The sequence below is a fragment of the Polymorphobacter sp. genome (assembly GCF_051860865.1).
GTDB lineage: Bacteria > Pseudomonadota > Alphaproteobacteria > Sphingomonadales > Sphingomonadaceae > Sandarakinorhabdus.
This window is the reverse complement of sequence record NZ_JBIMKZ010000014.1, coordinates 18197-33585: the sequence shown is the minus strand read 5'-3', so window position 1 is coordinate 33585 and position 15389 is coordinate 18197. Positions and strand designations below refer to the sequence as shown.

Below are 15389 nucleotides of genomic sequence, written 5' to 3'. Positions count from 1 at the left end.
GGCGCGGCTCCTGATCGTGTCGCCGGCATGTGTCATGCGTCGTTGCGGGTTGCAACCTTGCCGTGACTGGGCTACGCGCGCCTCTCGGTCGGAGCGTGGCGCAGCCTGGTAGCGCACTAGACTGGGGGTCTAGGGGTCGCAGGTTCGAATCCTGTCGCTCCGACCAGTTTCCCCCAACAGCATGATGATGGTGAAAATGCGGCCCTTTGGGGCCATTTTTGTTTGTTTTCGGTTCGATATCTTGACATTTTGAGCCATATAGGTTATTGCGCGGTTTCTCAGGGAGGCGCTGATGACCGATGCCGTGGATCCGATCGCACCGATGCTGGCAGTGCTGTTGCAGCGGGAAGGCGGGTATGTCGATCATCGGGACGACCGCGGCGGGCCGACGAACTGGGGTATTACCGACGCGGTGGCGCGGGCGCATGGCTGGACGGGATCGATGCGCAACCTGCCGCGCAGCCTGGCACTGGCCATCTATCGGCAGCGCTATTGGCAACAGCCGGGCTTCGAGGCGGTGGCCGCGCACAGTTCCCGGGTGGCCGCCGAGCTGTTCGACATCGGCGTCAACATGGGACCGGGGGTGGCGGCGTTCATGCTGCAACGGAGCCTGAACGCGCTTAACCGGAACCAGCGAGATTGGCCGGACATCGTGCCTGATCGGGTGGTGGGACCCGATACACTGGCGGCGCTGGCGCGGTTGCTGGCGGTGCGCGGCAGCGACGGCGAAGCGGTGCTGCTGAAGGCGCTGAATGCGCTGAAGGGCGCGCGCTACATCGAGCTGGCTGAAGCGCGGGCGGCGAACGAGAGCTTTCTCTATGGTTGGCTCGCCCATCGTGTCGCTTGAGCGGCGGTCGCTGAACCTCGATCCGAACTGGCGGCGGACGATATTGGCGCTGGTGTTCGCCGGCGCCGGGCTGGCGCTGACGCTGCTGGCCGTGTGGCTGGCCTGGAATGTGCTGCATGCGGCCTGGCCGGACAGCCTGGCGGCGGCGCGGCTGCGGATCATCGGCATGTCGCTCTATGCGACACTCGGGCTGTTGGGGCTGGTATTGACCGGGCTGGCGATGAACGTGGCGCTGCGCCAGGTGTCGGCCAGCTTCATGGGGGCGGACTTTTCGGCCTCGGGCGGCGGGGCGGATGAGCCGAAGGGGCCGGGACTGTGAGCGCGCTGCTCTTGCGGGGCCTGGCGGCAGTGCCGCGTCTGGTGTGGCTGGTGCTGGGCGGGCTGGCCTTGGTCGGTCTGCTGCTGGCCTGGCATGGGGGGCAGGTCGAGGACGCCCGGCAGGCCGGGGCGGCGGCGCAGGCGGCGATCGATCGCCACGCCTATCAGGCCGCGGCGGATGCGGCGGCGGTGCGGCAGCGGCAGGTGGTGCAGGCGCTGGCCCGCACACAGGCGGTGATCTCGAAAGGAACGGATGATGGCTTGGCGCAGGATTTTGCTGATCTGGCTCGGCGCCATGACGATCTCCGGCTGCGCTGGGAGGCCGCGCGCCGTGGCGGTGATTCCGGCGCGGGTGGAGCAGCTGCCGTTTCCAACGCCTCCGCCGGCGCTGACGACGCGGCTTGCGCGGCCCGCGGGTGGGTGGCTTTCGACACTGCCGTCGCCGCCGCCCATGCCGCCGACGCGGCGATAGCCAAGGACGATGCCTGGATTGCCTGGGCGCGGGCGCAGGGGGCTGCCTGGCCCGAGTGACTCAGCCCTTGGCGAAGCCGTGCATGCGCAGCGCCCATTGCCAGCCGATAACGCCGCCCTTGACCGGCTGCAGCATTGCCAGCGCCATCACGATGATGGTGAGCGAGCCGAACACGGCATATCCCCAAAGCGGCGGCGCGAAGCGGGCTTCGACGGCGATGGCGATCGGCGCGAGGATATGGCCGATCAGAAAGATGACGATATAGGCCGGGAAATCATCGGCGGCATGGCCGGAGATGTCCTGGCCGCAGTGCGCGCAGCTGGCGACCGGCTTTAGAAAGCGGCCGAACAGCTTGCCTTCACCACAGTTTGGGCAATGACCGGCGAGGCCGCGCATCAGCGAGCGTCCCAGAGGACGAGCGGTATCGATAAGGGGGGCTTGGGTATGCATGGCGCCTCCATACGCCTGTTTGCCTGCCAGACGCGAGCCTCTTTGGGGAACGATCAGCCGCCCCGCTGGTTGTCTTGCACACCATGAAGGAGTGCTGACGATGAGTGACGTGATGACGCCGGAGAAGATATACGAGATGATCGAGGGTGCGCATGTCTGCACCTTTTCGAGCCTGGACGGCAATCGCATCCGGTCGCACCCGATGACCCCGCAGTTTGTCGAAGGAGAGCGCACGATCTGGTTCATGACCGAGGCGGGCGCGTCGAAACTCTCCGATCTGCGCGCCGACTCCGACGTCACGCTGGCATTCGGCAATACCGGCAGCGGCAATTATGTGTCGCTCATGGGCCGCGGCAACATCGTCGTTGACCGCGACCGCGTGCACCGGCTGTGGAAGGCGCCGCTAAAGCAGTATTTTGATGGACCGGACGATCCCAAGATCGTGCTGATCGCCTTCAACGCTGACGAAGCCGATTACTGGGATGGACCCAATGCCGTCATGGCCGGTATCAAGATGCTGGTCACGGCCGCGACGGGGGAGCCGGCCGATCTGGGCGAGAGTGGCCGCGTGGCCATGTAATCAGACCAGCGAGGCGCGGTGCTGACGAGCGACTTCAACATAGCTCGCGGCGCCGCGCCGATTGCGGATAATTTCTTCCTCCGCCATGTCGCGGAGATGACGCGCCGGCCGGCCAGCCCAGAGCTGGCCGGTCGCGATGCGTTTACCGGGCGTCAGCAGCGCGCCCGCGGCGAGCATGGCGTCCGGTTCGAGCACGCAGCCATCCATGACGATGCTACCGAGGCCGACGAAGCTGCGGGACTCGAGAATTGCACCGTGGATGATGGCGAGGTGGCCAACCAGCACATCGTTATGAATTTCAGTATGGTGGGTGCCGGTGGTGACATGGAGAACGCTGCCATCCTGAATGTTGCTGCGCGCGCCGATCGTGATCCGCTGGACGTCCCCGCGCAGCACGCAATTGTACCAGATTGAGCTGTCCGCGCCGATGGTGACATCACCGATGACCTGGGCGCCGGGCGCAACGAAGGCGGTGTCGTGGACGCGCGGCAGGACGCCGTTGAACGGGTGCAGTGGCATCAGGGAAACAGCGGCGCGGCTTCGAGCCCGATTGTCTCGGGCAGCCCAAGCGCGAGGTTCATGTTCTGGATCGCCTGGCCGGATGACCCCTTGACCAGATTGTCGATCGCCGCGACGACGATGACCCGGCCGGGGATCCGGTCGGCGAAGATGTTGACCACGCAGTGGTTCGAGCCGCGCACCATGCGTGTGGCGGGGGCCAGGCCGTCCGGCAGCAGATGGACGAACGGCGTATCGGCATAACGGTCTGCCAGCGCAGCGCGGGCGCTGGCCAGCGAGCGCCCGGGGGCCAGTTCGACGATGCAGGTGACGAGCTCGCCGCGATTCATCGGCACCAGGTGCGGCGTGAAGCTGATCGTCACCGGCTCGCCGGCGGCAAGCGCCAGCTGCTGCTCGATCTCGGGCATGTGGCGGTGATGGCCAAGGCCATAGGGATGAACCGCCTCGGCGACCTCGGGAAACAGGTTGGCTTCCTTGAGGCTGCGGCCGGCGCCCGAAACGCCGGACAGGGCATTGACGGTGATCCGCTCGGGGGCGATCTCGCCGGCATCGAGCAGCGGCGTCAGCGCCAGCAACACGGCGGTGGGATAGCAGCCCGGGCAGGCGATCAGATGCGCGCCCGGCAAGGTGTCGGCGGCGAACTCGCTGAGGCCGTAGACGGCGGTCTCCAGCAGATGCGGGGCCGGGTGGGGAGTATTGTACCATTCGGCATAGCTGTCCGCCGATTTGAGCCGGAAATCGGCCGAAAGATCGATGATCGTCGTGTCCGGGATGGTGGCGAGCAGCGTCGCCGAGGCGGCATGCGGCAGGCAGCCGAAGACGACGTCGATCGCCGCATAGTCGATGGCTTCGGCGGTGGTCAGCGTCGGCAGCTTGTAGGGCGTGAAATGCGGCCAGATCGCCGCCATCGTCTGGCCGGCCTTGCTGTTGGCGCCGAGTGCGGCGATCTCGATCCCCGGATGGGTGAGGGCGAGGCGCACGAGATCGGCGCCGGTGTAGCCGGAGGCGCCGAGGACGGCGATGCGAAGGGGCGTGGTCATGGCGCGAGCGTTACGGGATCGCCCCGGCCGGTTCAAGCGTCAGCCGGGGCCTTCACCCTCGGGCGGCCGGGTGAAATCGATGCGGATCTGCACCCATTCGCCGACCTTGTACTCGCCGCCGACGCGCGGCGGGCGGACGCGGAACTGCCAGGCGGCGTTGCGGATGGCGCGACTGAGGCCCGAGCCTGGCTGGCTGTCGCCCATTTCCTGACAATCCTCGACATGAAAATTGGCCACCGTCCGGCAGGCGACGAGCGCCCAGGAGCCGGCGGGGACGCCGGTCTTGGGGAGATAGAAAGCCAGTTCGGCGTCGGTCGGCTCGCGGTACCATTCGGCAGCATAGAGCGTCTTGCCAGCGAGCGGCGACGGGCGGCCGCGCGGCGGGCCGTTGAGCGACGGCCCATACGCCGGCGCCGCGGCAGGGTTGCTGACGATGCGGCTGTCCGGCAGCGCGGCCTCTGCGCTTTGCTCGGGAGCCGGCTCGGGCGTGGGGCTCGGCACCTTGCGGAGATCGAACTCCAGCGGCAGCACGCCAAGATCGACGGGCGGGGCCGGGGCATCGATGGTCGGCGCGGTGGCGCGCGGCGGCACTTTGGGTTGCGGGGCCTCGGCGGGCGTGGCGGCGGCGGGGGGCGGCTCGGCCTCGCTCTCGGCGGCGGGCTCGGGAATGTTGAAGGCCTCGATGGCGTTGATGCCCATGTCGGCGAGCTTGACGCGCGGGGCGACGATCAGCAGCCCATAGAGCAACAGCATGTGGATGATGAGGACGAGGACGAACGCCGTTGTCCGGCTCGGGCGCGGGAGACGCCAGCGCGGGGCGGTGCGGATGGCTTCGGCGCGCATCTTCGAGCGACTAGCGGGCGAAGGCGGCGTCTGCAACGGCGCGCGGTGCCGCGCCGCGATGAACCGAAGGGCGGACTAGCGGGCCAGCAGCCGGGCCGCCAACGGGGCGTGATAGGTGAGCACGCCCGAGCAGCCGGCGCGCTTGAACGCCATCAGCGTTTCGATGACGGCCCGATCCCGGTCCAGCACGCCGGCAGCGATGGCGGCCTCCAGCATCGCATACTCGCCCGACACCTGATAGGCGAAGATCGGCACGTCGAAGGCGTCGCGTACGGCACGGATGATGTCCAGATAGGGCAGGCCGGGCTTGACCATCACCGAGTCGGCGCCCTCGAGGATGTCGAGCTCCACTTCGCGCAGCGCCTCGCGGGTGTTGGCGGGGTCCATCTGATAGGTCTTCTTGTCGCCCTTCAGATGGCCGCTGCTGCCGACCGCATCGCGGAACGGGCCGTAGAAGGCTGACGCATATTTCGCCGAATAGGCCATGATCTGGACGAGATCGAAGCCCTCGCTTTCCAGCCCCTCGCGGATGGCGCCGACGCGGCCGTCCATCATGTCGGAAGGCGCGATGATGTCGGCCCCGGCACGCGCCTGGTTGAGCGACTGGCCGATAAGCATCTCGATGGTGGCATCGTTGAGGATACGGCCGTCCTCGGCCAGCAATCCGTCATGGCCATGGGTGGTATAGGGATCCAACGCCACGTCGGTGAGAACGCCAAGCCCCGGCTGCGCGTCTTTCAGCGCCCGGATCGCCTGGCACATCAGATTGTCGGGATTGAGCGCCTCCGCCCCATCATCGCTGCGCCGTTCCGGCTGGGTATTGGGGAACAGCGCCACACAGGGAATGCCCAGATCCACGGCCTCCCGCGCCGCCTCGGCGAGCCGGTCCACCGACAGGCGGTTGACGCCGGGCATGGTGGTGATCGGCTCGACGATCCCGGTGCCCTGGGTGACAAACAGCGGCCAGATCAGGTTGGACGGCGTCAGCACCGTCTCCGAATGAAGCGCGCGCGACCAGGGGGCGGAACGGGTACGGCGCAGGCGTGTGGCGGGATAAGTCATGGGGCCGTGTTAGCGTGGGATCGGGGCGGACGAAAGAGCGGGCTGTTGGGCCGTGGACAGCATCACCGAACCATCAAATAAAGATTTCGTCTATTTGCGCCAGGCGGGTCCGTCCGAGGCGGGTCGTTAGCGGCCGATCGGCTCGGTCGTCATCTGCTTGCGCATGGTCTGCTCGGCGAAATTCACCGCTTCGGCAACAGTTATGGTGAAGATGCCCCCGCGCGCCTCCCTCCAATGCGCTATGCCTACGTCTACGGCAGGAAATGCGATTTTTGACGATGAAAGTCTGGTGACGCTCTTGTCCAGGGATGTTTTTGAAAAAGGGGCGTGCGGAAGGGTGCCATCAAGCGGCAAACCATCGAAACGAACGCCGACGATGCTGACGTGATAGACAGGACCAGTCTTGGAAAATTCGGGCAGAACTTCGATCTTCTGGATCTTCAGCAATGAACCCTTGTCTCGTGGGCGGGTTTTGTATTCCCAAACTTGACCTTCGACATATCTGTTGGTCGCTGGGGCAGCCATCACCGAACCTGTCACCAGTGTCAGACCAATGCTGATTAACCACAACTCACGCATCTGATTTCCCTCTGTTGTCGAGGGAATGTGGGCGACCAGTCATGTGTTCGCAAGCGGAGCGAAGACCTGCCTTCAATGCGTACGCGTTTTTGCTCGATACACCGGGGTCTGGGGGCTAGCCCCCCCGCCGGAGGCTTCTTCCCTGTGCCCACATAAGCTAGGCACGCCCGATGAACGCGCCGATTCTTGTTTTCGATTCAGGGGTGGGCGGCCTGTCCGTACTCGGGCCGATCCGGGCGCTGATGCCGGGGCTGAGCGTGGTCTATGCCGCCGATGATGCCGGCTTTCCCTATGGAACAAAGAGCGAGGCGGAGATTGCCGCGCGGGTGCCGGCGCTGCTGGGGCGGCTGGTGGAGCGGTATCGGCCTCGTCTGGCAGTGATTGCCTGCAATACCGCGTCGACGATTGCGCTGGCGCACGTGCGGGCGGCGCTGGATTTGCCGGTGGTGGGGACGGTGCCGGCGATCAAGCCGGCGGCGGCGGCGTCGGTGAGCCGGGTGATCGGCGTGCTGGGCACGCGGGCGACGGTGCGGCAGGCCTATGTGGACCGGTTGTCGGCGGAATTTGCGGCCGATTGCACGGTGCTGCGGCATGGCTCGGCGGCGCTGGTCGAGATGGCGGAGGCGAAGCTGCGCGGGCGTGTGGTGTCGGTCGCGGCGGTGGCCGATGAGCTGGGCGGGCTGACCGGGCAGCCGGGCGGGTTGCGGATGGATAGGGTGGTACTGGCCTGCACGCATTTTCCGTTGCTGCGCGAGGAACTGGCGGCGGCGGCGGCCTCGATGGGGTTGCCAGGGGTGGGTTTCGACGATGGCGGGCCGGGGATTGCGCGGCGGGTCAAGGTGTTGCTGGGAGACGATATAGGAGGCGGCGGCGGCGGGCTGGCGGTGTTCACGGCTGGCGGCAAGACGGGCGGGGCGGAGGTTGACGCGCTGGATGCGGCGCTTCAAGGCTTCGGGCTGATGCGGAAGGAGACGCTGTGACCGATGCCGAGCTTCTGGCTGAACTGAACCGTCGCGGCGCGCCAACGGCGGTGCTGCTCGGCGAGGAGGTGCTGGCGCTGGACAGCGCGGCCGGGACGGTGCGGGTGCGCTTCCAGCCGTCGCCCGAGTGTCGCAACGCCCGCGGGCAGATCCAGGGCGGTATCGTGGTGGCGATGCTCGACGACGCGGCTTTTTATGCGGCCGTGGCCCGGGCCGGGGCGCGGATCACGCTGCCGTCGATCGAAATGAAGACCAGTTTCCTGTTTCCGGCGCCGGCGGGGGTGCCGCTCTATGCCGAGGGGCGCTGCCTGAAGCTCGGGCGGCGGGTCGCCTTCATGGAGGCGGACCTGTTCGACGAAGCCGGCACGATGCTGGCAAGGCTTTCAACGACCGGCGTGCCGATGCCGCTGGCAGAAAAACTCGAGATGGTGGAGCGTATATGAGCGAAGAACCCGAACTTCTTGTCGAGCGGCGCGGCCGGGCGATGTGGCTGACGCTCAATCGCCCCCAGGCGCTGAACGCGCTCAACCGGCCGATGGCGCTGGCCGTGCATCGGGCGCTGTTCGGCGCGGCGGCTGACGGCGGGCCGGAGATGGTAGTGATCGAGGGGGCCGGCGACCGGGCTTTTTGCGCCGGCGGCGACGTGGCGCTGCTCGGCCGGCAGGGGCGCGAGGACAAGGCGCTGTGGGAAGGGTTCTTCCACGATGAATATCGGATGAACCAGGCGATCGCCCGGCTGCGGCTGCCCTATGTTGCGATCATCGACGGCATCACCATGGGCGGTGGAGTCGGCCTGTCGATCCATGGCCCCTACCGGGTGGCGACCGAGCGGACGCTGTTTGCGATGCCGGAGACCGGGATCGGGCTGATCCCCGATGTCGGCGGCACCCATGCGCTGGCGCAGTTGCCCGGCGAGATCGGCACCTGGCTGGCGCTGACCGGCGCGCGGCTGAAGGCGGCGGACTGTCTCTATGCCGGAATCGCCACCCATTTTGTGCCGGTGGAACGGCTGGACGTGCTGCGCGACCTGCTGGCGACCGGCGAGGAAAGCATCGACGAGATCCTGGAGGCAATGGACGCGCCGCCGGGCGAGGCGCCGATGGAGGCGTACCGCGATGCCATCGACTTTCACTTCGGCCACGACACGGTGGAGGACATCGTCGCCTCGCTCGACGGCGGCGACGACTGGGCGCGCGAGCAGGCAGCGATCATCCGGCGGATGTCTCCGATCTCGTGCAAGCTGTCGCTGCTCGGGCTGCGGATGGCGGACGGTGCCGATATCGAGGAGGCGCTGGTCAATGAATACCGGATGGTCTGCGCAATCCGCGAGGGCGACGACTTTTTCGAGGGGATCCGGGCGCAGCTGATCGACAAGGACCGCAACCCGAAATGGCGGCCGGCGACGTTCGAGGCCGTGACCGAGGACATGCTCGCCCGCTATCTGCAGGCACCGGACAGCGGCGATCTGACCTTCGAATAGCCGGTATGCGCGGTTGATGAGGGCAAGGCGAGCGGCTAGAGGCTGCGTATGACGATCATTGCCCTTGCTTCCGACCATGCCGGCTATGCCATGAAGGCGGCGCTTGCCGAAGATTTGCGGGCGGCCGGGCACGACGTGCTCGATCTCGGGCCGATGGACGAGGCGCGCGTCGATTATCCGGATTATGGCGCGGCGCTTGGCGCGGCGTTGGCGGACGGGCGGGCGACGCGGGGCATTGCCGTGTGCGGATCGGGGATCGGCATCTCGATCGCGGTCAATCGAAACCCGGCGGCGCGCTGTGCTTTGGTGACCAGCGGGCTGATGGCGCGGCTGGCCCGGCAGCACAACGACGCCAATTGCCTCGCGCTGGGCAGCCGGCTGATCGGCATCGACGTGGCGCGGGACTGTGTGGACGAGTTTCTGCGCACCGAATTTGAGGGCGGCCGCCATGCGGGCCGCGTGGCGAAGCTGGGTGCGAGCGCGCCCAAGCTGGTTTGAGGAGTTTGAGCATGAGCAGCAATCCCCAGAAGATCGACGAGACGCCGGGCTTCTTCGAAGCGTCGCTGGCCGCCGGTGATCCGATGGTCGCCGCTGCGGTCGCCGCCGAGCTGGACCGGCAGCAGACGCAGATCGAGCTGATCGCCAGCGAGAATATCGTCAGCCGGGCGGTGCTCGAGGCGCAGGGCTCGGTGTTCACCAACAAATATGCCGAGGGCTATCCGGGCAAGCGTTACTATCAGGGCTGTGCGCCGTCCGACACCGTCGAGCAGCTGGCCATCGACCGCGCCAAGTCGCTGTTCGGTTGCGCCTATGCCAATGTGCAGCCGCATTCCGGCGCCCAGGCCAATGGCGCGGTGATGCTGGCGCTGACCAAACCCGGCGATACCATTCTCGGCATGAGCCTCGATGCCGGTGGGCATCTGACGCATGGGGCGGCGCCGGCGATGAGCGGGAAATGGTTCAACGCCGTGCAATATGGTGTGCGCCGCGAGGACCATCTGATCGACTATGATGCCGTCGAGGCGCTGGCTGTCGAGCACAAGCCGGTTCTGATCATCGCCGGCGGATCGGCCTATCCGCGGATCATCGATTTCGCCCGCTTTCGCGAGATTGCCGACAAGGTCGGCGCCAAGCTGCTGGTCGACATGGCGCATTTCTCCGGGCTGGTCGCGGCCGGTCTGCATCCCTCGCCACTGCCGCATGCCCATGTCGTCACCACGACGACGCACAAGACCCTGCGCGGCCCGCGCGGCGGCATGATCCTCTCCAACGACGAGGCGCTCGGCAAGAAGTTCAATTCGGCCGTGTTCCCTGGCCTGCAGGGCGGGCCGCTGATGCATGTCATCGCCGCCAAGGCCGTCGCGTTCGGCGAGGCGCTGCAGCCGGACTTCAAGGATTATATCGTTCGCGTCATCGCCAATGCCCAGACGCTGGCGGCGACGCTGGTAGCGCGCGGCTGCGCCGTGGTTGCCGGCGGCACCGACACCCATCTGGCGCTGATCGACCTGACCCCCAAGGGGCTGACCGGCAAGGATGCCGACGAGGCGCTGGAGCGCGCCGGCATCACCTGCAACAAGGGCATCCCGTTCGATCCGCTGCCGCCGACCAAGACCAGCGGCATCCGTGTCGGTTCGCCGGCCGGCACGACACGTGGCTTCGGCCAGGCCGAGTTTGCGGCGATCGGCGAGATGATCGCCGATGTGCTCGACGGGCTGGCGGCCAATGGCGAGCACGGCAATGGCGCCGTCGAGGCCGAGGTGCGGTCCCGGGTGCGGGCGCTGTGCGCGCGCTTCCCGATCTATCGCTGAACCGGGAGAGGCCGGGTGCGCTGTCCGTTCTGCGGGAATGAAGACAGCCAGGTGAAGGATAGCCGGCCGACCGAGGATGGAGCGGCGATCCGACGGCGGCGGCAGTGCCCAGCCTGTGGCGGCCGATTTACCACCTTCGAGCGGATCCAGCTGCGCGAGCTGACGCTGGTCAAGAAGAGCGGCAAGCGCGAGGTCTTCGACCGCGACAAGCTGGCCCGGTCGATCGAGATCGCCTGCCGCAAGCGACCGATTGCGCCCGAGCGTATAGAACGGCTCGTCAATGGCGTCGTGCGGCGCCTTGAATCGACGGGTGAATCCGAAGTCGAGGCGGAGCAAGTCGGCGAGATGGTGATGGAAGGGCTGCGTGCGCTCGATCCGGTCGCCTATATCCGCTTTGCCAGCGTCTATCGCGACTTCCGCGAGGCGCGTGACTTCGAGACCTTCGTCGGAGGCCTGCCGGCGATGACGCGGGACGAGCCTCCGGAGCCGGACCCGCAATGAGCATGGCGCCAGCGGTCATTCTGGTGCGGCCGCAGCTGGGGGTGAACATCGGCGCGGTGGCGCGGGCGATGATGAACTTCGGGCTGACCGACCTGCGGCTGGTGCGGCCGCGCGACGGCTGGCCCAATGTCGACGCCGGCCCGGCGGCGAGCGGTGCCGATGCAGTGCTCGACGGCGCCCGGCTGTTCGACAGCATCGCCGAAGCCTGCGCCGACCTTCATCTCGTCTTCGCCACCGCCATGCTGATGCGGCCGATCACCCGCCGCGTGGTGACGCCGGAGCGGGCGGTCTCGGAGCTGAAGGCGCTAGGGTTGGCCGACAGTCTGCCGGGCGGGCTGTTGTTCGGCCCGGAACGGACCGGGCTGGAGACCGCGGACCTGGCGATCGCCCATGCGGTCTGCACGATCCCTACCAACCCCGACTTCGGGTCGCTCAATCTTGCCCAGGCGGTGGTGGTGTTCGCCTATGAGTGGATGCGCCAGCAGCAGACGATGCCGCCCGAGGAACTGATGCACTATCCCGGCCCGGCGCCGATGCAGGAGCTCGAAAACCTGTTCGTCGCCATCGACGAGAAGCTGACCGAAAACCGCTATTACAGCCCCGCACCCGGCCGGCCCGAAGCGGCGCGGCTGACCCTGCGCAACCTGCTGACGCGCCCTCAGTTCACCGAGGGCGAGGTGCGGACGCTGCGCGGCGTCGTGCGGATGCTGGCGGCGCCGCGGGTCACCTCGGCGCCAACCGGCGGCAAGCGCTAGGCCCGGAAGCCCAGCCCCGACGGTTCGGCCACCAAAGTCAGGCCCGCCCGGCGATTTTGCGCCGCCACCAGCGCGATCATCGCGGCACGCGCATCGGAGGCGTCCCCGGCAATCGCCTTGGCTGCGGCTTCCGGCAGTAGCTGGCCATTGGTCCAGCGCGCGCCATCGGCGTCGATCTCCAGCGGCGACAGCCTGTTGAGATCGGACAGGACAAGGGCAGCGCCGGCAATCTGGCTCGATGGCGGCGTCGTTCGGGCATCGAGCGAGAGCTGCAGCGGCGTGTCCGGCAGGGCCTCGTTGAGCAGCCGCTCCATGGCACCGGCGGCAAGGCCACCACTGGCCGTGCCGAGCGCCAGGCGCACGAGGCGCAGCCGGGCCGAAAGCTTGCGGATGGCTGCGGTGATCAGCTCGTTGATCTCCGCATCGCCGGAATCGCCGAGCAACTCCGAGGCGGTAAGCAAGGTCGCCACGGGCGTTGCCATGTCATGGCAGAGCCAGCGAACGACGAGGCTGGCGTCGGGAACCGGCTCTTCAGCCGCTTTGCCCTTCATGACGCATCATTCCGGCGGCGATGCGGTGGATTCGCGGGCAACGAGGCCGAGCGCGAGCAGCCGGCCATCGCCGCTCTGCGCGAGTTCGAATTCGAGCCGTTGGCCCGGTACCAGGGTATCGAGGCCAGCGTTGGACAAAGCGGAGACATGAACAAATACATCGCGGGGACCATGATCCGGCGTGATGAAACCGAATCCCTTTTTCGCGTCAAACCATTTGACGACGCCAGTGGCCATTTATTGCACCTCAAGATGAATAATGGAAAAACGCCCGTGCAATGCACCGGCGGACCCCTGCGCGACACTGCGCCAGGCGGTAACGCTGGCTCCAGCGACTATGACCCAGAGCTGGCCATCCTCCACCGCCCGCGCCGCGTCGCGGAGGGAGGGCCGGGCGTCGCCGCCAGGATGCGAATGATAATGGCCGATAACCTTTAGCCCCTCGCCTCGCGCCTGGCGGTGAACGGCCAGCAACACGGCCGGATCGATCTCGAACCGCTGCTCGGGATTTTCGGCGACATTGGGCGCCGGGCGCACGGCCAGGATCTGGTCGGGTCGTCCCAGGATCAGCCCGCAGACTTCCCGGCGCGCATCGGCGGCGGCAGCGTCGATCAACTGTTGGTAAAGGCCACTTGCAATTCGGACGATCATGACGACATCGGCTAGGCGATGGGGGAAGAAAAGTCGATTGATCTCGTGCTCGACGAGGGGTTCGCCGGGTGGCGGCTCGACCGAGCGCTGGCGGCGAGCCTGCCGGCGCACAGCCGCGAACGACTGAAAGCGCTGGTGTCCGCCGGTCGGGTGACGGGCGCCGCCGGCCTGCTGCGCGATCCGGCGTTGAAAGTGAAAGGCGGCGAAAAGCTCTGCCTCGTCATCCCGGCGGCGCGGCCCTCCGATACCGTGGCCCAGGATATTCCGCTGACCATCGTCCATGAGGACGACGCCCTGCTGGTCGTCGACAAGCCGGCCGGGCTGGTCGTGCATCCGGCCGCCGGCAATCTCGATGGCACGATGGTCAATGCACTGCTCCACCATTGCGCCGGCCGGCTGTCGGGCATCGGCGGCGTCGCCCGGCCGGGGATCGTGCACCGGATCGACAAGGATACGTCGGGGCTGCTGGTAGTCGCCAAGACCGACACCGCGCATGAGGCTCTGGCCCGGCAGTTCGCTGCCCACACCGTCGAGCGGCGCTATACGGCGGTGGTGGCCGGCATGCCGGTGCCGCCGGCCGGGCGGATCGAGGCCTCGCTGGCACGATCGACCGCCAATCGGCAGAAGATCGCCATTGTGGCCGACGGGCGCGGCAAGCGGGCGGTGACCCATTATCGGGTGACAAGGGCACTGCCCGGCGCCGCAGTCATCGAATGCCGGCTGGAGACGGGGCGAACCCACCAGATCCGGGTTCACATGGCATCCATCGGCCATCCGCTATTGGGCGATCAGGCGTATGGACGGACCCCGGGCGGGTTGGCGACGGTGCTGGACGCGCTCGGTTTTGCCCGCCAGGCGCTGCATGCCGCGACGCTCGGCTTCATCCATCCGCTGAGCGGCACTCAGATTTCGTTTGAATCCCCGCTGCCGCGCGATATAGTGGAGCTAATCAGTCGTCTTTCAGGCGAACTGGAGCAGGAGTGAGCCATGGCCAATGTTCCCGCAATCAGAACCAGCATCCCGGCGCTTGGCGGTGAGGACGGCCTGAACCGCTATCTATCGGAAATCCGCAAGTTTCCGCTGCTGGCGCCCGAGCAGGAATATATGCTGGCCAAGCGCTGGGCCGAGCATGAGGACCCGGAGGCCGCCGCCACGCTGGTCACCAGCCATCTGCGCCTCGTCGCCAAGATTGCCATGGGCTATCGCGGCTATGGCCTGCCGGTGGCGGAGCTGATCGCCGAGGGCAATATCGGGCTGATCCAGGGCGTCAAGAAGTTCGATGCCGAGAAGGGTTTCCGTCTGGCCACTTATGCGATGTGGTGGATCCGGGCGGCGATCCAGGAATATATCCTGCGCTCGTGGAGCCTGGTGAAGATCGGCACCACCGCGGCGCAGAAGAAGCTGTTCTTCAATCTGCGGCGCCTCAAGGGCAAGCTCGGCGCCATCGAGGATGGCGACCTGCGCGGCCATGACGTCGAGAAGATCGCCACCACCCTCGGAGTGACCGAGGACGAAGTCGTGTCGATGAACCGGCGCATGTCGATGGGCGGCGACACCAGCCTCAACGCGCCGTTGCGCGAAGAAGGCGAGGGCGAGTGGCAGGACTGGCTGGCCGACTCCGGCCCGCTCCAGGACGAGATGGTCGCGGACGAGCAGGAGCGCGAGCAGCGCCATGCGCTTCTGGGTGAAGCCATGCACGCGCTGAACGAGCGCGAGCAGCATATCCTCACCCGGCGCCGACTGATCGACGAGCCGGAAACGCTCGAGGCGCTGAGCCAGGAATATGGCATCAGCCGCGAGCGGGTGCGCCAGATCGAGGTGCGGGCGTTCGAAAAACTGTCGCGCGCCATGCATGAGCTGGCCACCAACCGCCATATGCTGCCGGCCGTCTGAGCATCTGACTGTCATCAAAAATTATTGATTATTGGGTCCCCGTTCATCATCCGCCGTGCT

Annotated in this window: 22 protein-coding genes and 1 tRNA gene; 14 read left to right on the top strand and 9 right to left on the bottom strand. The window is 66.9% G+C overall.

Annotated elements, in window-relative coordinates; translation table 11 throughout:
* Window positions 1–89: 89 nt before the first annotated feature.
* From ACTIFJ_RS04355 to ACTIFJ_RS04340, 4 genes are all read left to right on the top strand, one after another.
* Window positions 90–166: transfer RNA gene (locus ACTIFJ_RS04355), tRNA-Pro, on the top strand.
* A gap of 126 nt (window positions 167–292) precedes the next feature.
* The gene (locus tag ACTIFJ_RS04350; protein WP_439532866.1) at window positions 293–847 is read left to right on the top strand and encodes a glycoside hydrolase family 108 protein; all 555 of its coding nucleotides are present in this window, start codon (window positions 293–295) and stop codon (window positions 845–847) included.
* Complete coding sequence (locus ACTIFJ_RS04345) at window positions 837–1166, top strand: hypothetical protein (RefSeq protein ID WP_439532865.1); 330 nt, start codon at window positions 837–839, stop codon at window positions 1164–1166. The genes ACTIFJ_RS04350 and ACTIFJ_RS04345 overlap by 11 nt, the downstream gene beginning before the upstream one ends.
* Entirely contained in the window at window positions 1163–1696 is a 534-nt protein-coding gene (locus ACTIFJ_RS04340) for a hypothetical protein (RefSeq protein WP_439532864.1), read from the top strand. Before ACTIFJ_RS04345 ends, ACTIFJ_RS04340 begins: the two co-directional genes overlap by 4 nt.
* Window position 1697: 1 nt before the next feature.
* Here ACTIFJ_RS04340 and ACTIFJ_RS04335 read toward each other — a convergent pair whose 3' ends face one another.
* Window positions 1698–2087, bottom strand: a complete 390-nt coding sequence (locus ACTIFJ_RS04335) for a DUF983 domain-containing protein (protein ID WP_439532863.1) — start codon at window positions 2085–2087, stop codon at window positions 1698–1700.
* 100 nt (window positions 2088–2187) lie between these two features.
* Between ACTIFJ_RS04335 and ACTIFJ_RS04330 the strand changes: the two genes are divergently transcribed.
* On the top strand, window positions 2188–2667 hold the full coding sequence (locus ACTIFJ_RS04330) for a pyridoxamine 5'-phosphate oxidase family protein (protein WP_439532862.1): 480 nt from the start codon (window positions 2188–2190) through the stop codon (window positions 2665–2667).
* Here ACTIFJ_RS04330 and ACTIFJ_RS04325 read toward each other — a convergent pair whose 3' ends face one another.
* The 5 genes from ACTIFJ_RS04325 to ACTIFJ_RS04305 all read right to left on the bottom strand — a co-directional run bounded on the left by ACTIFJ_RS04325 (window position 2668) and on the right by ACTIFJ_RS04305 (window position 6710).
* Window positions 2668–3186, bottom strand: a complete 519-nt coding sequence (locus ACTIFJ_RS04325) for a gamma carbonic anhydrase family protein (RefSeq protein WP_439532861.1) — start codon at window positions 3184–3186, stop codon at window positions 2668–2670.
* On the bottom strand, window positions 3186–4226 hold the full coding sequence (argC, locus tag ACTIFJ_RS04320) for an N-acetyl-gamma-glutamyl-phosphate reductase (protein ID WP_439532860.1): 1041 nt from the start codon (window positions 4224–4226) through the stop codon (window positions 3186–3188). The genes ACTIFJ_RS04325 and argC overlap by 1 nt, the downstream gene beginning before the upstream one ends.
* 39 nt (window positions 4227–4265) lie before the next feature.
* Window positions 4266–5069, bottom strand: a complete 804-nt coding sequence (locus ACTIFJ_RS04315; protein WP_439532859.1) for a hypothetical protein — start codon at window positions 5067–5069, stop codon at window positions 4266–4268.
* Window positions 5070–5144: 75 nt separating this feature from the next.
* A complete protein-coding gene (gene hemB / locus ACTIFJ_RS04310; RefSeq protein WP_439532858.1) occupies window positions 5145–6131 on the bottom strand; it encodes a porphobilinogen synthase in 987 nt (328 codons plus the stop codon).
* A gap of 126 nt (window positions 6132–6257) precedes the next feature.
* A complete protein-coding gene (locus ACTIFJ_RS04305) occupies window positions 6258–6710 on the bottom strand; it encodes a hypothetical protein (protein ID WP_439532857.1) in 453 nt (150 codons plus the stop codon).
* 170 nt (window positions 6711–6880) lie between these two features.
* On the opposite strand from ACTIFJ_RS04305, the gene murI reads away from it, so the two are divergent.
* Genes murI through ACTIFJ_RS04270 form a run of 7 tightly spaced genes read left to right on the top strand, consistent with a single transcriptional unit; the run spans window position 6881 to window position 12234 of the window.
* The gene (gene murI / locus ACTIFJ_RS04300) at window positions 6881–7690 is read left to right on the top strand and encodes a glutamate racemase (RefSeq protein WP_439532856.1); all 810 of its coding nucleotides are present in this window, start codon (window positions 6881–6883) and stop codon (window positions 7688–7690) included.
* Entirely contained in the window at window positions 7687–8133 is a 447-nt protein-coding gene (locus ACTIFJ_RS04295) for a PaaI family thioesterase (RefSeq protein ID WP_439532855.1), read from the top strand. Before murI ends, ACTIFJ_RS04295 begins: the two co-directional genes overlap by 4 nt.
* The gene (locus ACTIFJ_RS04290; RefSeq protein WP_439532854.1) at window positions 8130–9170 is read left to right on the top strand and encodes an enoyl-CoA hydratase/isomerase family protein; all 1041 of its coding nucleotides are present in this window, start codon (window positions 8130–8132) and stop codon (window positions 9168–9170) included. Before ACTIFJ_RS04295 ends, ACTIFJ_RS04290 begins: the two co-directional genes overlap by 4 nt.
* 48 nt (window positions 9171–9218) lie before the next feature.
* Entirely contained in the window at window positions 9219–9668 is a 450-nt protein-coding gene (gene rpiB / locus ACTIFJ_RS04285; protein WP_439532853.1) for a ribose 5-phosphate isomerase B, read from the top strand.
* A gap of 11 nt (window positions 9669–9679) precedes the next feature.
* Window positions 9680–10978 carry a serine hydroxymethyltransferase gene (glyA, locus tag ACTIFJ_RS04280; RefSeq protein ID WP_439532852.1) on the top strand — a complete coding sequence of 433 codons (1299 nt, stop codon included), beginning with the start codon at window positions 9680–9682 and terminating at the stop codon, window positions 10976–10978.
* A 15-nt stretch (window positions 10979–10993) separates the two neighbouring features.
* On the top strand, window positions 10994–11479 hold the full coding sequence (gene nrdR / locus ACTIFJ_RS04275; protein ID WP_439532851.1) for a transcriptional regulator NrdR: 486 nt from the start codon (window positions 10994–10996) through the stop codon (window positions 11477–11479).
* Window positions 11476–12234, top strand: coding sequence for an RNA methyltransferase (locus tag ACTIFJ_RS04270; protein ID WP_439532850.1), 759 nt, complete (start codon window positions 11476–11478; stop codon window positions 12232–12234). Before nrdR ends, ACTIFJ_RS04270 begins: the two co-directional genes overlap by 4 nt.
* Here the strand turns inward: ACTIFJ_RS04270 and ACTIFJ_RS04265 are convergent.
* Genes ACTIFJ_RS04265 through ACTIFJ_RS04255 form a run of 3 tightly spaced genes read right to left on the bottom strand, consistent with a single transcriptional unit; the run spans window position 12231 to window position 13436 of the window.
* Window positions 12231–12785 (bottom strand): hypothetical protein, encoded by a 555-nt coding sequence (locus tag ACTIFJ_RS04265; protein WP_439532849.1) that lies wholly within the window; start codon window positions 12783–12785, stop codon window positions 12231–12233. The genes ACTIFJ_RS04270 and ACTIFJ_RS04265 overlap by 4 nt on opposite strands.
* A 6-nt stretch (window positions 12786–12791) precedes the next feature.
* Entirely contained in the window at window positions 12792–13022 is a 231-nt protein-coding gene (locus ACTIFJ_RS04260; protein ID WP_439532848.1) for a cold-shock protein, read from the bottom strand.
* On the bottom strand, window positions 13023–13436 hold the full coding sequence (locus tag ACTIFJ_RS04255; RefSeq protein WP_439532847.1) for a M67 family metallopeptidase: 414 nt from the start codon (window positions 13434–13436) through the stop codon (window positions 13023–13025).
* Between the two features lie 18 nt (window positions 13437–13454).
* On the opposite strand from ACTIFJ_RS04255, the gene ACTIFJ_RS04250 reads away from it, so the two are divergent.
* Both ACTIFJ_RS04250 and rpoH read left to right on the top strand, forming a co-directional pair.
* Entirely contained in the window at window positions 13455–14420 is a 966-nt protein-coding gene (locus tag ACTIFJ_RS04250) for an RluA family pseudouridine synthase (RefSeq protein ID WP_439532846.1), read from the top strand.
* Between the two features lie 3 nt (window positions 14421–14423).
* Window positions 14424–15329 carry an RNA polymerase sigma factor RpoH gene (rpoH, locus tag ACTIFJ_RS04245; RefSeq protein WP_439532845.1) on the top strand — a complete coding sequence of 302 codons (906 nt, stop codon included), beginning with the start codon at window positions 14424–14426 and terminating at the stop codon, window positions 15327–15329.
* The last annotated feature ends 60 nt before the right edge of the window (window positions 15330–15389 follow it).

Bases quoted from the DNA above. Each gene is read 5' to 3' on its own strand.
- ACTIFJ_RS04350 (WP_439532866.1), top strand. From the start codon at position 293: ATGACCGATGCCGTGGATCCGATCGCACCGATGCTGGCAGTGCTGTTG.
- ACTIFJ_RS04335 (WP_439532863.1), bottom strand. From the start codon at position 2,087: ATGCATACCCAAGCCCCCCTTATCGATACCGCTCGTCCTCTGGGACGC.
- ACTIFJ_RS04330 (WP_439532862.1), top strand. From the start codon at position 2,188: ATGAGTGACGTGATGACGCCGGAGAAGATATACGAGATGATCGAGGGT.
- ACTIFJ_RS04325 (WP_439532861.1), bottom strand. From the start codon at position 3,186: ATGCCACTGCACCCGTTCAACGGCGTCCTGCCGCGCGTCCACGACACC.
- argC (WP_439532860.1), bottom strand. From the start codon at position 4,226: ATGACCACGCCCCTTCGCATCGCCGTCCTCGGCGCCTCCGGCTACACC.
- ACTIFJ_RS04315 (WP_439532859.1), bottom strand. From the start codon at position 5,069: ATGCGCGCCGAAGCCATCCGCACCGCCCCGCGCTGGCGTCTCCCGCGC.
- hemB (WP_439532858.1), bottom strand. From the start codon at position 6,131: ATGACTTATCCCGCCACACGCCTGCGCCGTACCCGTTCCGCCCCCTGG.
- ACTIFJ_RS04305 (WP_439532857.1), bottom strand. From the start codon at position 6,710: ATGCGTGAGTTGTGGTTAATCAGCATTGGTCTGACACTGGTGACAGGT.
- murI (WP_439532856.1), top strand. From the start codon at position 6,881: ATGAACGCGCCGATTCTTGTTTTCGATTCAGGGGTGGGCGGCCTGTCC.
- ACTIFJ_RS04290 (WP_439532854.1), top strand. From the start codon at position 8,130: ATGAGCGAAGAACCCGAACTTCTTGTCGAGCGGCGCGGCCGGGCGATG.
- rpiB (WP_439532853.1), top strand. From the start codon at position 9,219: ATGACGATCATTGCCCTTGCTTCCGACCATGCCGGCTATGCCATGAAG.
- glyA (WP_439532852.1), top strand. From the start codon at position 9,680: ATGAGCAGCAATCCCCAGAAGATCGACGAGACGCCGGGCTTCTTCGAA.
- ACTIFJ_RS04270 (WP_439532850.1), top strand. From the start codon at position 11,476: ATGAGCATGGCGCCAGCGGTCATTCTGGTGCGGCCGCAGCTGGGGGTG.
- ACTIFJ_RS04265 (WP_439532849.1), bottom strand. From the start codon at position 12,785: ATGAAGGGCAAAGCGGCTGAAGAGCCGGTTCCCGACGCCAGCCTCGTC.
- ACTIFJ_RS04260 (WP_439532848.1), bottom strand. From the start codon at position 13,022: ATGGCCACTGGCGTCGTCAAATGGTTTGACGCGAAAAAGGGATTCGGT.
- ACTIFJ_RS04255 (WP_439532847.1), bottom strand. From the start codon at position 13,436: ATGATCGTCCGAATTGCAAGTGGCCTTTACCAACAGTTGATCGACGCT.
- ACTIFJ_RS04250 (WP_439532846.1), top strand. From the start codon at position 13,455: ATGGGGGAAGAAAAGTCGATTGATCTCGTGCTCGACGAGGGGTTCGCC.
- rpoH (WP_439532845.1), top strand. From the start codon at position 14,424: ATGGCCAATGTTCCCGCAATCAGAACCAGCATCCCGGCGCTTGGCGGT.